Origin of the sequence: Hydrogenophaga sp., assembly GCF_026125825.1 — a bacterium.
Taxonomy (GTDB): domain Bacteria; phylum Pseudomonadota; class Gammaproteobacteria; order Burkholderiales; family Burkholderiaceae_C; genus Hydrogenophaga.
Genome location: NZ_JAHCKK010000107.1, coordinates 1 through 12,043, shown reverse-complemented (window position 1 = coordinate 12,043; position 12,043 = coordinate 1). Strand labels below are relative to the sequence as shown.

Here is a 12,043-nt window from a genome sequence, read left to right as displayed (position 1 = left end):
AGCAGCTCGGGCATGGGCGACATGACCTGCAGGTCCAGGCCCATGTCGGGCAGCGCCTGCAGGCGCTTGGGCACGTCCCAGCACAGGTCGGAGACCGTGCGGTAGTTCTTGCCCGCGATCATCACGTGGCGGTGGCAGGGCTGCGCCGGCGCCATCGACGGCCAGTCGGGCGGCATGCGGCGGCCGATGTAGGCCGGGAAGTTCTCGGGCACCACGTGCGCATGCACGTCGATGCCGCCGCAGGTGCAGGGAGCCAGTGCCGCCACGCCGTTCACTCCGCGGTGATGCCGAGCGACTTGATCACCTCGCGCCAGCGCTCGTGCTCGCCGCGCATGAAGGCCTCGAACTCGGGCACCGACATCTTGGGCTCGGCCAGCGAGCCCAGGGCCTGCAGGCGCTGCGCCACCTCGGGCTGGCGCAGCACGGTCTCCAGGTCGCGGTTCACGCGGGCCACCACGTCGGCCGGCGTGCCCGCGGGCGCGAAGAGGCCGTTCCAGCCGGTGTATTCGAAGCCGGGGAAGGTCTCGGCCAGGGCCGGCACGTTGGGCATGTCGGGCTGGCGCTGGGCGGTGCTGATGGCGAGCGCGCGCAGCTGGCCGCTCTTGATGAAGGCGGTGAGCGCGGCGTCGGGCAGGCACACCAGCTGGATGCGGCCGCCGATCAGGTCCTGGATCGCCTCGGGCCCCTTGGTGTACGACACGTGGTTGAGCTTCACGCCCCCCTTGACGGCCACGCTGTCGGCCAGCATGCCGGAGAAGGTCTTGGGCCCTTCGGTGCCGATGGTGACAGCGCCCGGCTGTGCCTTCGCGGCGGCCAGCGCCTGGGCCAGGTCCTTGAACGGTGCGGCGCTGCTGGTGGCGATCACGAAGGGGCTGCGGCCCACCAGGCGCACCGGCGCGAAGTCCTTCACCGGGTCGTAGGGCAGTGCCTTGAAGGTGAAAGCGTTGGTGACCATCGCGGCCGTGGTGGCGTAGTAGAAGGTGTAGCCGTCGGCGGCCGAGCGCGCGGCGGCCTGCGCGCCGATCACGTTCTGCCCGCCCGGGCGGTTCTCCACCACCACGCCCTGGTTCCACAGGCGGGCGAGCTGCTCGCCGATGTAGCGCGCCAGGATGTCGGGGCCGGCGCCGGCCGGCTGCGACAGGATGAATCTCACCGGGCGTTGCGGCCAGGCCGGGGCCTGGGCGTGCAAGGCGCCGGCCAGCGGCAGGAGGAGCGCGGCTCCCGCGAAGTCTCTGCGTTTCATGTCTTGTCTCCTGGGCGCCGTGCGTGCGGCGCGGTGGTTATCGGAAGAATCCGCAGCGGATGCTAGGGATCAACGCCGTGGATGACCAGACGCGATCATGGATTCATAGAATCCACGCCATGGATATTCGAACCGTGGACCTCAACCTGCTCGTGGTGTTCGATGCCATGGCCCGCCACTGCAGCGTGGGCCGCGCCGGCGAGGCCCTGGGCCTGAGCCAGCCGGCCACCAGCGCGGCGCTGGCGCGGCTGCGCGCCGTGTTCGACGATGCGCTGTTCGTGCGCGCCGGCGCGCAGATGAAGCCCACGCCGCGCGCCATGGAGCTCGCGCCCGCGGTGCACCGCGTGGTGGAGGCGATCAACGCCGAGATCCTGCAGAAGGCCAGCTTCGACCCCGCGCGCGCCGAGCGCACCTTCACCATCCTCACGCCCGACATCGGCGAGGTGGCCTTCCTGCCCGGGGTGCTGCGGCGGCTGCGGCAGGAAGCGCCGCAGGTTCGCCTGCGCGCCACCGCGCGCACGCGCTTTGCCGCCGCCGAGGCGCTGGAGTCGGGCGAGGGCGATCTGGCCGTGGGCTTTTTCCCCGACCTGCACAAGGCCGGTTTCTTCCAGCAGGCGCTGTTCAAGACCTCGTATGCCTGCGTGACCTGCGCGCACGCCGGGCCGGCGGTCGAGCGCATGACGCAGCGCCAGTACCTGGCGGCACGGCACGTGGTGGTGCGGCCCGACGGGCGCGAGCACCTGCTGGACCGCTACCTCGACGACAAGGGCTGGCAGCGCCACGTGACGCTGGAGCTCTCGCACTTCATGAGCCTGCTCTCGCTGCTGCCGGGCACCGACCTGGTGGCCACGGTGCCGGAGGACATCGCGACCGTGATGGAGCGCCACATCGCCATCCGCCGCATTGCCTTGCCTTTTGCGGTGCCGGTGATCGACGTGCAGCAGTTCTGGCACCGCCGCATGCAGCACGACCCGGCCAACCGCTGGCTGCGCGGCCTGTTCCACGAGGTGAACCGGCGCGAGGCGAACGAGGGGCTGCGGCCCTAGGCGCCAGGGCGCGCGCGAAGCTTGCGGGTCGGGGTGCCGGTGCGCGGCTGCTCATCCACGCTCACCGGCGTGGCCGCGCCTTGTCAGCCGGCCTGCAGCCCGGCCGCGGCCACACCGGCCAGGCAGATCAGTTCGTCTTCATCGCCGGTGCCGCCGCTGGCGCCCACCGCGCCGAGCAGCTGGCCCTGAGCATCGCGGATCACCACCGCGCCGGTCTGCGGCAGGAACTTGCCTTCGGCCGTGGCCGCGAGCGAGACGAAGAAGTTCGGGTTGCCCTTGGCGCGCTCGCTCAGCGTGCGGCTGGACACGCCCATGCCGACCGCGCCCCAGGCTTTGGCCCGGGCGATGTCGAAGCGGAACATGCTGGCACCGTCTTCGCTGACGAAGGCCTTGAGGTTGCCCGAGGCGTCGAGCACGGCAATGCCCATGGGCTGGTAGCCCTTCTCGCGCGCGGTGGCGAGGGCGGTGTCGAGGATCTGCCGGGCTTGGACGAGGGTGAGGCTCATGGTCGGGTGAAGGTGGGGAAAAGGAAAAGGGGCGGGCGATCTTGCCACGTTCAGTCTTCAGGCTTGAAGCCGGTGACCTTGACCACGTGGGCCCAGAAGGCGTGGTTCTCGCGGACGGCCTTGGCCAGGCCCTCGGGCGACACCCGCATGGTTTCCAGGCCGTTCTTGTCGATCACCTCCTTCATCGCGGCCGAGGCCAGCGCGTCGTTGACCGCCGTGTTGAGCGCGGCCACCTTGGCCCGCTCCATGCCGGCCGGGCCGTACCAGCCGAGCCAGTCGACGAAGGCCACGTCCTTGTAGCCGAGCTCGGTCAGCGTGGGCGTCTCGGGCAGGGCCTTCCAGCGCGTGGGCGCCGAGACCGCGAGCGCGCGCAGGCTGCCCGCGCGGATGTGCGGCAGCACCTCGCTGACCACGTTGAAGCTGACCGGGATCTGCCCGCCGCGCAGGTCGGTGAGCAGCGGCGCGCCGCCCTTGTAGGGCACGGCCTGCATGTCCACGCCCGACTGCCTGCCCAGCATGGCGCCGGCCAGGTGCAGCGAAGAGCCGGTGGCCGGCACGCCGTAGTTGGCCTGGCCCGGGTGGGCCCGGGCCCACTTCAGGTAATCGGCCACGGTGCGGATCTCGGCGGGCAGGCCCGGGCCGGCGGTGAACACGGCGGTGTAGCTGCACAGCCCGGCGATGGGGGTGAAGTCGGTCAGCGTGTCGTAGGGCAGTTTCCTGAACACGTGCGGGTGCAAGGTCATGACCGAACTCGGGCAACCGAAGAGGGTGTTGCCATCGGGCGCGGAGCGCTTGACGAACTCGGCCGCGATGCGGCCGCCCGCGCCGGGCTTGCTGTCGTAGATGATGGGCTGCGGGTACTTGCCGCGCAGCTGGTCGATCAGCGGGCGCGCGACCTGGTCGCCCAGGCCGCCGCCGACCGGAAAGCCCGACCACAGGGTGGCGTTGGCCGGGGCCTGGGCGAGGGCGGGCAGGCCGGTGGTGGCCAGGCCACCGAAGGCGGCGCCGGCGCGCAGCAGGGTTCTGCGTTGCATGTCTTGTCTCCTGGTTGTTGTGGAAAGCGGGGCGCCCGCCTTCAGGGCGGGTCGAGCCGGGTGAGCGAGGCGAAGCCGTATTTGTTCATGCTCGCGAACGCGCCCACCGCGGGGTGCGGCACAAAGCGGGTGCGGCAGTCGAGCACGGCGGGCAGGCCGCAGGCGATCGCGCGTTGCAGGGCCGGCGCCACGTCGGCAGCGCGCGTGACCACCTCGCCGTGGCAACCAAAGCCGCGCGCGATGGCGGCGTAGTCGGTGTCTTCCAGGCCGGTGGCCATCTCGAAGTCGAGCCCGGCCTTCTGGCCCATGCGGATCACGCCCCAGGCGGCGTTGTTGTGCACCACCGTGATCACCGGCAGGCGGTAGCGGCGCGCGGTGTCGAGTTCGTTGAGCGTGAAGCCGAAGGCACCGTCGCCGGTGATGTTGAGCACCGTGCGCCCGGGGAACTGCGACTGGAGCGCGATCGCGGCGGGCAGCCCGTAGCCCAGGTGGGACATGCCGGGCTCGTGAAAGCGCGTGCGCACCTCGCGCACCGGCGTGAGGTCGTTGCTCCAGAAGGTGGTGTGGCCGCCGTCGTAGACCGCGAGCGCGTCGGCTGGCAGCGCCTCGCCCAGGGCCTTGGCCAGGGCGGAGGGATGCATCACCGGGTCGGGGTCGGCCGCCATTTGCGCGAGCTGGTCTTCGTGCTCCGCGCGCACGGCGCGCAGCCCGGCGAGCCAGGCGCCCTCGGCCGCTGCGGCGCCGTCGCCCAGCGCGGCAAGCAGGTCGCGCAGCGCCTCGCCCGCATCGGCCTGCATGGCCACCTCGTGCAGCGCGGCCTGCCCGAGCGAGGACGGGTCGATGTTGATGTTGATGAGCCGGTGGTGGCGCCGTGCGAGCGCGCCGCGCGCGTCCCACATCCACGACGACCAGCGGCAGCCCACGCTGAGGATCACATCCGCCCGCTCGAAGGCGTGCTTCACCGACGCGCCTTTGCGATGAGGCCGCCGTGGCTGATGAAGTGCGGCTGTCCGGAAGGCACCACGCCCAGCGCCATCTGCGGCACCACCGGTGCGTTCAGGCCGTTGGCGAGCGCGCGCGCAGCGCGGTGGCCGCGCCGGCGGCCACCACGCCGCCGCCGCCCACGAGGAGCGGGCGCCGGGCTAACCGCGCAGCAGCTGCACCGCCGCGCGTCCACCGACGCCTGCGCCGGGCGTGGCCCTTGCGTGGCGCGGTAGCGCCGGGGAGCGAGCTCGAACCGTCGCATTTTAAAGCGCTGCCTGCACTCGCCCAGCACGTCCTGCGGAATGTCCAGGCACCGGCCCGCCGCCCGCCCAGGGCTTCGCGGAAGGCGCGCCGCGCGAGTTCCGGCATGCGCCGCGCGTCGTTCACCACCGCGTTCCATTTGGTCAGGGGCCGGGTCACCGCGACCGTGTCCAGGTCCATGAAGACACCGGTGTGCGGGTAGGCCGCGGCGCGGTGCTGGTTGGTGGTGATGGCCAGCAGCGGCAGGTTGTTGTTGAACGCCACGCCCAGGCCGGCGGCGAGGTTGAGGCCGCCCGGGCCCAGCTCGCCCACGGCCACCGCGAGCCGGCCGGTGCCCGCGTGCACGGCGGCGGCCATCATCGGTCCGGCGGCTTCGTGGCGCACGCCGATGAAGCGGATGCGCGGCTCGCGGCTGAGCGCATGGAACAGCGGCGAGAGCTTGCCGCCCACGATGCCGAACACCGTGTCCACGCCCTCGGCGAGCAGCACGTTCACCAGCGCCTGCGCGCCGGTCAGGCGCAGGGGCGGGGCGGTGGTCGTGGCGGTAGCGGGCAGCGGTGCGCCGGGATCAGGGTTGCGTGTCATGGAGGCGGATGATGCGCGAGCGGCGGTGCCGAAGCGATGGACGTTTCGGCCCGATTCGGGTACTTTTCCGGCATCGCCTTCCCACCCACCGCTGCCATGACCGCTTCCCCCCTGCTGCTGGTTCCCTTCCGGGAAGTCCGCCACGACGAGCCCGACGACTGCCTGCACTACGAGTCCGTGGCGGTGCGCGGCACCGAAATGGACTGGACGATTCCGGCCCACCGCCACGAAGGTCTGCACCAGTTCCAGTTTCTCGCGCATGGCAGCGTGCGCGGCACCATCGACGGCCAGGACTTCGAGGCCCAGGCCCCGGTGATGCTGCTGCTCGCGCCGGGTTCGGTGCACGGCTTCACCTACACGCCCGATGCCGTGGGCCACCAGGTCACGCTGCCCACCGCCACGCTGCGGCAGTTGCTGGGCGGCTCGAACCTGGTGGACGACGGGCTGGGCACCTCCTGCGTGCTGCCGCGGCTGGAGGCGGGCGATGAAGCGGCGTGCGCGAGCCTCTTCGAGCAGGTGGCGCGCGAGTTCCGCGCCCGGCACCCGGGCCGGGTGCACGCGCTGCTGGCCTGCGCCACCCTGCTGGCGGTGCAATACCTGCGCCGGCGCGGCGAGCACTTCAAGCGCGAACGCGGCCAGGGCGATCGCGACGCGCTGGTCAGGCGCTACCTCGCCCTGGTGGAGCAGCAGTACCGCGAGCACCGGCCGCTGAGCGTCTACGCGCAGGCCCTGGGCGTGACGCCCGACCACCTCAGCCGCACCTGCCGCCACGTGGCGCGCCAGTCGGCCCTGCAGATCCTGCACGAGCGGCTGATGCTGGAGGCTCGCCGCCTGCTTGCGTACTCGTCGCTGTCGGTGGCGCAGGTGGCGCAGCAGCTGGGCTACGACGACGCGGCCTACTTCAGCAAGTTCTTCAGCCGCGCGGTGGGCCACACGCCCTCGGAGTACCGCGCCCTGGTGGCCAGCGGTGTGCGCGGCGCACGGTAAGAGGGCGCGGGAGGGGGTGGGTCAGTCCAGCGCTTCGCGGCGCGCGAAGCGCACCACCGTCACACCCTTTCGGGCCTGGCGCGTCGAGGGCATCACCAGCACGCAGTCGTCGTAAGGCGTCACCACGGGCTCGCCGTCGTTGTCGCCGATGACCGTGCCGGCGCGCGCCACCGTCTGCAGGGCCTCGAGGGGGCGGGTGAAGAAGAAGCGCTCGCTGCTGGCGACCACGCCGCCGGTCACGTGCAGCGCCCACTGCCGGGGGGCGTCGGGCCCCTTCCAGCCGGGCATCCACCGAAGGGCGGACGCGGCGCTGACGGTGCCGGCCGCCACCAGGAAACGGGCGCACTGGTCGCGGGCGACGTCGAGGCTGGCCGGGTCGCCGTGGTAGCCGCACTCGATGAGCAGGGAACGCGTGTCGCCGCTCTCGCTGTCGGGCAGGCCGAAGTGGCCGTAGTCGCGCATGCGCACGCCGTCCTGGTGGCCGGCGTCCACCACCACATGTTCCGGTGCTCGAAGCTGGCGCGCCAGCGCCAGGTTGCGCCCCTGCAGCCCCGCCAGCGACAGCGGCTGGCCGGGTTCGTGCATGGAGTGCAGGTCCAGCAGCCATTGCGCGCGCTGCACGAAAGGCGCCAGGGCGGCGGCTCGCTGGCGTTCGCGCGTGTGGGCGCTGGCCAGGCGCTGCGGCGTCCATTGCCGGTTCATGTCTTCGTCGATGAAGCGCGATGCGTCACCGTGGTCGGGGTCGAACCGGTCGAAGGCTTCCAGGTTGCAGAACGCCAGCGTGAGCGAACCGGCTTGCGGCCGCAGCCCGGCGTCGAGCAGTTCCTTGAGCGCCCACGCGCCGCACAGTTCGTTGCCGTGCACGAGGGCGCTGATCATGACCGCGCGGCCTGCCGCGGCGGCCTCGAAGTGCCAGACGCCTTCCACGCCGGTGTTGCCGGCGCGCCAGGGGCCGAGATCGGGAGGGGTCAGGGCGAACACGGGGCGGCTCATTCCTTGATGTTGGCGAAGTTGACGATCTTCTGGTACTTGGCCGATTCCTCGGCCAGAAAGCCATTCATCTCGACGTTGAGCGGCGCCACGGTCGACCCGCTGTCTTCCAGCTTCTTGCGGAACTCCGGCGTCTGCAGCGATTCGGCGAGGGCCTTGCGCAGGCGCGCCGCGATGGCCTCGGGCAGCTGGGGTGGCGCCATGAGCGCGAACCAGACGCTGATGTCCATCTGGCTGAGCGAGGGGTGATCGGCCAGCGGCGCGATCTCGGGCGCGACGGCCGAGCGCTTCTTCTCGGTGATCCCCAGGGCCACCACCTTGCCGCCGCGGATGTGGGGCAGCCCGCTGGAGAGCACATACACGCCGAAGTCGACGGTGCCGGCGTAGAGGTCCGTCGTCAGCGGCCCGACGCCACGGTAGGGAATGTGCGACATGAAGAGGCCGGCCTGTTGCTTGGCCATCTCCGCCGAGAGGTGCAGCGCGGTGCCCACCCCGGAGCTGCCGTAGATGTATTTGCCGGGGCGGGACTTGACGGTCTTGATGAACTGGTCTGTCGTCTTGATGCCGCTCTGGGTGGAGGCCACCAGCACCATGGGCTGGGACGCCACCAGTCCGATGGGCGTGAAGTCCTTGTAGCTGTATTTCACCGACGGCGAGATGAGCCGGTTGATCGCGATTTCGTTGTTGGCCCCGAGGAGAAGCGTGTAGCCGTCGGGTGCGGCCCGCGAAACCTTGTGGGCGCCGATGGCCCCTCCCGCGCCGCCGACGTTCTCCACGACGACGGGCACGCCCAGCTTTTTCGACAGCTGGTCGGCCACGGCCCGCCCGGTGAGGTCCGTGCTGCCACCCGGCGGGTAGGCCACCACGACGGTGATCGGCCGATCCGGATAGGTGTCGGCCTGGCCGTGCGCCAGGGGCACCAGGCCTGCGGCGAGCGCCAGCGACAGAAGCGATGAAAAGCGCACTGGGAAAAATCGCATGGGTGTCTCCTGCTTGAATCTGCCGCGATTCTTGATGCGCCGCCGTTGGCCCGATGTGCCGAATGGGCACCGGGCCGTGCTTTTTTGAGAAATCTCAACCGGGCGCGGAAACTTCCCACAGCGTCTCTGCCAGCGCCGACATGCGCCGCTTGGTGCGAACCATGCGCACCTCGAAGGCGATCTCCAGGGCCTTGCCGGCCAGGGGCGCGATCTTTCCGGCTTTGTGCGCCCCCACCGCCAAGGACCAGGGCAGCCACGCGACGCCCAGGCCCTTGAGCACGTATTCGAGCAGGGCATCGGCCGAGTCGCATTGCAGGATGGGCGCCAGCCGGGGCGCCTGGGCGTGGTTCGAGAGGTGATCGGAGACCAGCTGGCCCAGGGCCAGCGTGTTGGCATAGGCCAGGTAGGGCACGGGCTTGCTGGCGGAAAACCCATAGAGCGTCTTGCCACCCGCGCTGGCGCGCGACATCGGCACCAGGCGGTCGTGCGCCATGGTGTGCTGCAGGTACTGGGATGGCTGCAGGCGCACGGAGATGGCCGGGTGGTAGTACGTGAGCAGGAAGTCGGCGTCGCCGCGCTCGAAGCGCTGCAGGGTCTCGGCCATCGACCCGGTGCGCACATGGACCAGCGCGCCAGCGGTGTGCGCCCGGATGCGCCACAGCCAGTCGGCGGCCAGCGTCCTGGCCAAGGTGCGCCCGGTGGCCAGGGTGAGCACACTCTGGCCGGGCAGGGCCTGGTCCTGCATCTCGCTTCGCGCGGCCGCCAGCGCCTCCACCGCCTGGCGCGCATGCTGGAGCAAGGTCTCGCCCGCCGCGGTGAGCGTCACCGGTGCGCCATCGCGCAGCACCAGCTCGGCCCCCGCCCACTGTTCCAGGCTGCGGATCCGCCGCCCGAACGCGGGATGGGTCACGTGGCGTTGCGCGGCCGCCCGCACGAAGCTCCTGGTCTCGGCCAGCGCTATCAGGTCTTCCAGCCATTTGATCTGCATGGTGCGTCCTTTGTCGACTTCAAGCGTCCATGATGCTTGAAGCGGGTATGTGGTTTTTGAGTAGATTCCTGTGCCTTCAGACCATGGTTGCGGGCCCCCCCGTCTCCTAGCATTGGCCCGACTCGAACACCCTTGTTCGGGGCCATCACCAAAACAGGAGACAAACAGCATGGATCTGAAACTGTGGGCCGCCGCGTCCGTTGTCGCCGCCAGCGTGGGCGTGGCCCAGGCACAAACCGCCCAGCAGGGCAAGCTGTCGAACGACGTGCTGCGCATCGGCGTGTTGACCGACATCTCCGGCGTGTACGCCGACATCTCGGGCAAGGGCGCCGTCGAAGCGGTGAAGATGGCGGTGGAGGACTTCGGCGGCAAGATGTTCGGCAAGCCGATCGAGGTGGTTTTCGCCGATCACCAGAACAAGGCCGACGTGGGCGCGGCCAAGGCGCGCGAGTGGTACGACTCGGGCCAAGTGGACATGATCAACGACCTGGCCAACTCCGGCGTGGCGCTGGCCGTGGCCGGCGTGGCGAAGGAGAAAAAGCGCCACGCGATCGTGAACAACGCCTCCAATGTGGGCGTGACCAACGCACAGTGCTCGCCCTACACCGTGCACTACACCTACGACGCCTACTCGCTGGCCAATGGCACGGGCAAGGCCATCGTCGAAGGCGGTGGCGACACCTGGTTCTTCCTCACGGTGGACTTCGCCTTCGGCATCGGCCTGGAGCAGCAGGTGGGCGACGTGGTGCGCAACGCCAAGGGCCGCGTGGTGGGCGCCGCGCGCCACCCGCTGGGCACCACGGACTTCTCGTCCTATGTGCTGCAGGCGCAGGCCTCCAAGGCCAAGATCATCGGCCTGGCCTCCACCGGCAACGACACCATCAACGCGATCAAGGCGGCCAACGAATTCGGTCTGACCAAGAACCAGAAACTGGCCGCGCTGCTGCTGTGGATCCAGGACGTGCACGCCCTGGGCCTGCCGGTGGCGCAGGGGCTGCAGCTCACCAACGCCTGGTACTGGGACATGAACGACGAGACGCGCGCCTTCGCCAAGCGGTACCAGCAGCGCGTGGGCGGTCAGATGCCCAACATGGCGCACGCGGGCGACTACTCGTCCACCATGCACTACCTCAAGGCGGTGCAGGCCGCCGGTTCGGACGATCCGGATGCCGTCTCGGCCAAGATGCGCGAGCTGCCGATCAACGACCTGTTCGCCAAGGGCGGCAAGATCCGCGAGGACGGCCGCATGGTGCACGACATGTACCTGTGGCAGGTGAAGACGCCGGCCGAGTCCCGGTACGCGTGGGACTACCTCAAGCTGGTCAAGACGATTCCCGGCGAGCAGGCCTTCATGCCGCTGGCGCAGAGCACCTGCTACCTGGTCAAGAAGTAAGAAGCCCCCCGTTGCTTGCTCACTGCGTGTAGCCGCATACCCCCACCGGGGGGCGGGCCGGCCGCTTCGGAGCGGCCGTGCGCAGCGGCCCCTTGATTGCCTCTCTCCACCATGTCTTCTATCCTCGAAACGCAGGGCCTCTCGCGCAGCTTCAACGGGTTTCACGCTGTCTCGAACGTGAACCTGTCGGTGCGCGAGGGCAGCATCCACGCCCTCATCGGCCCCAACGGCGCGGGCAAGACCACCTGCTTCAACCTGCTGACCCGCTTCATCGACGCGACGGGCGGCCGCATCCGATTCCAGGGCCAGGACATCACGCGCACACCGGCCGATGCGGTGGCGCGCCTGGGCCTGGTGCGCTCGTTCCAGATCTCGGCCGTGTTCGGCCAGCTCAGCGTGTTCGAGAACGTGCGCCTGGCGGTGCAGCGCCGCCGCGGCCACTCGCTGGACTGGTGGCGCAGCGACCGGGCGCTGGCCCAGTACGACGGCCGCACCCGCGAACTGCTGGAGGAGGCCGGCCTCTCGGCCTGGGCCGGACACACCGCCGGTGAACTGCCCTACGGCCGCAAGCGCGCGCTGGAGCTGGCGACCACGCTGGCGCTGGAGCCGCGCGTGCTGCTGCTGGACGAGCCCATGGCCGGCATGGGTGCCGAAGACATCGCCCACGCCGCCGCCCTGATCCGCCAGGCCGCGCGCGGGCGCACCGTGCTCATGGTGGAGCACAACATGGGCGTGGTCGGCAGCATCGCCGACACCATTTCCGTGCTGCAGTTCGGCCAGCTGATCGCCGAAGGGCCGTACGCGGAAGTCTCGCGCAACCCGCAGGTGCTGGAAGCCTACATGGGCAGCTCGGAAGCCGAACTGGAGGGTGCCCATGGCTGAAGCCGCGGCAATGCCGGCCCGCGCGGCCGGCCAGGGCGCCGGCACGCCGGCGATCGAATTCAAGGACGTCCACACCTGGTACGGCGAATCGCACATCCTGCACGGTGTGAGCCTGCATGTGCAGCCGGGCGAGGTGGTGTCGCTGCTGGGCCGCAACGGCGCCG

Annotated in this window: 12 protein-coding genes and 2 pseudogenes; 5 read left to right on the top strand and 9 right to left on the bottom strand. The window is 70.4% G+C overall.

What is annotated here, in order from left to right; all coding sequences use genetic code 11:
• Window positions 1-266: pseudogene (locus tag KIT86_RS21915) on the bottom strand (amidohydrolase); the annotation flags it as partial.
• A 5-nt stretch (window positions 267-271) separates the two neighbouring features.
• A complete protein-coding gene (locus KIT86_RS21910; RefSeq protein WP_297402344.1) occupies window positions 272-1,243 on the bottom strand; it encodes a tripartite tricarboxylate transporter substrate binding protein in 972 nt (323 codons plus the stop codon).
• A 119-nt stretch (window positions 1,244-1,362) separates the two neighbouring features.
• On the opposite strand from KIT86_RS21910, the gene KIT86_RS21905 reads away from it, so the two are divergent.
• Entirely contained in the window at window positions 1,363-2,289 is a 927-nt protein-coding gene (locus KIT86_RS21905; RefSeq protein ID WP_297402342.1) for a LysR family transcriptional regulator, read from the top strand.
• Window positions 2,290-2,372: 83 nt separating this feature from the next.
• On the opposite strand, the gene KIT86_RS21900 is transcribed toward KIT86_RS21905, so the two are convergent.
• From KIT86_RS21900 to KIT86_RS21885, 4 genes are all read right to left on the bottom strand, one after another.
• Complete coding sequence (locus KIT86_RS21900; protein ID WP_297402339.1) at window positions 2,373-2,795, bottom strand: heme-binding protein; 423 nt, start codon at window positions 2,793-2,795, stop codon at window positions 2,373-2,375.
• Between the two features lie 50 nt (window positions 2,796-2,845).
• Complete coding sequence (locus KIT86_RS21895; RefSeq protein WP_297402337.1) at window positions 2,846-3,829, bottom strand: tripartite tricarboxylate transporter substrate binding protein; 984 nt, start codon at window positions 3,827-3,829, stop codon at window positions 2,846-2,848.
• Window positions 3,830-3,870: 41 nt separating this feature from the next.
• Window positions 3,871-4,791 carry a thiamine pyrophosphate-dependent enzyme gene (locus KIT86_RS21890; RefSeq protein ID WP_297402335.1) on the bottom strand — a complete coding sequence of 307 codons (921 nt, stop codon included), beginning with the start codon at window positions 4,789-4,791 and terminating at the stop codon, window positions 3,871-3,873.
• 94 nt (window positions 4,792-4,885) lie between these two features.
• Window positions 4,886-5,659, bottom strand: a complete 774-nt coding sequence (locus KIT86_RS21885) for a thiamine pyrophosphate-binding protein (RefSeq protein ID WP_297402333.1) — start codon at window positions 5,657-5,659, stop codon at window positions 4,886-4,888.
• 96 nt (window positions 5,660-5,755) lie between these two features.
• Between KIT86_RS21885 and KIT86_RS21880 the strand changes: the two genes are divergently transcribed.
• Complete coding sequence (locus KIT86_RS21880) at window positions 5,756-6,646, top strand: AraC family transcriptional regulator (protein ID WP_297402331.1); 891 nt, start codon at window positions 5,756-5,758, stop codon at window positions 6,644-6,646.
• A gap of 21 nt (window positions 6,647-6,667) precedes the next feature.
• Here the strand turns inward: KIT86_RS21880 and KIT86_RS21875 are convergent, their stop codons facing one another.
• From KIT86_RS21875 to KIT86_RS21865, 3 genes are all read right to left on the bottom strand, one after another.
• Entirely contained in the window at window positions 6,668-7,639 is a 972-nt protein-coding gene (locus tag KIT86_RS21875; RefSeq protein ID WP_297402329.1) for a succinylglutamate desuccinylase/aspartoacylase family protein, read from the bottom strand.
• Complete coding sequence (locus tag KIT86_RS21870) at window positions 7,636-8,616, bottom strand: tripartite tricarboxylate transporter substrate binding protein (RefSeq protein WP_297402327.1); 981 nt, start codon at window positions 8,614-8,616, stop codon at window positions 7,636-7,638. Before KIT86_RS21870 ends, KIT86_RS21875 begins: the two co-directional genes overlap by 4 nt.
• A 94-nt stretch (window positions 8,617-8,710) precedes the next feature.
• Window positions 8,711-9,604 (bottom strand): LysR family transcriptional regulator, encoded by an 894-nt coding sequence (locus KIT86_RS21865; protein WP_297402325.1) that lies wholly within the window; start codon window positions 9,602-9,604, stop codon window positions 8,711-8,713.
• A 169-nt stretch (window positions 9,605-9,773) separates the two neighbouring features.
• On the opposite strand from KIT86_RS21865, the gene KIT86_RS21860 reads away from it, so the two are divergent.
• The 3 genes and pseudogenes from KIT86_RS21860 to KIT86_RS21850 all read left to right on the top strand — a co-directional run.
• Window positions 9,774-10,997, top strand: coding sequence for an ABC transporter substrate-binding protein (locus tag KIT86_RS21860; protein WP_297402323.1), 1,224 nt, complete (start codon window positions 9,774-9,776; stop codon window positions 10,995-10,997).
• A gap of 111 nt (window positions 10,998-11,108) precedes the next feature.
• Window positions 11,109-11,879, top strand: coding sequence for an ABC transporter ATP-binding protein (locus tag KIT86_RS21855; protein ID WP_297402320.1), 771 nt, complete (start codon window positions 11,109-11,111; stop codon window positions 11,877-11,879).
• A gap of 10 nt (window positions 11,880-11,889) precedes the next feature.
• A pseudogene (locus KIT86_RS21850) lies at window positions 11,890-12,043 on the top strand (ABC transporter ATP-binding protein); the annotation flags it as partial.